General features: G+C 70.9%; 1 protein-coding gene. It reads right to left on the bottom strand.

From position 1 onward, the window contains the following. Window positions 1–142: 142 nt before the first annotated feature. On the bottom strand, window positions 143–375 hold a 233-nt coding region (locus L687_RS42715; RefSeq protein WP_021198719.1), incomplete at its 5' end, for a hypothetical protein.

Below are 375 nucleotides of genomic sequence, written 5' to 3'. Positions count from 1 at the left end.
GCCGGAAGACGGCTTTGCATCGCTCGGGCGAATGGCTCGACGGCATGAACTACGGCCTTCTCGCCGAGGAGTGGCCGACCGCACGCTGATCGAGGCCCCGTGACGGCTCACCGCTGGGGTGCGTCCTGCGCGGACGAGCGTCCTAGATGCTGGTCCAGCAGTAGAGGCGGTGGTCGGACGCCGCGGCGCGACGAGCGAGCGCGGCGAGGTCCCGCGCGAACGCGGCCAGCTGGGCCGGATCGGCCCCTTCGAGCTCTTCGGTCTGCGACCACGGCTCCGCGACCTCTGCCAGACGGACGTCGTCGGCTGCGGCGAGAGCGGCGGCCAGCGCATCCGTCACGGTGATGACGATCCGGTCGTAGTCGTCGCTCATCG

It is taken from the genome of Microbacterium maritypicum MF109, assembly GCF_000455825.1.
In the GTDB taxonomy this organism is placed as follows: domain Bacteria; phylum Actinomycetota; class Actinomycetes; order Actinomycetales; family Microbacteriaceae; genus Microbacterium; species Microbacterium maritypicum_A.
Note: the sequence above shows the minus strand (reverse complement) of the source record. Positions and strands in the feature narration are given on the sequence as shown.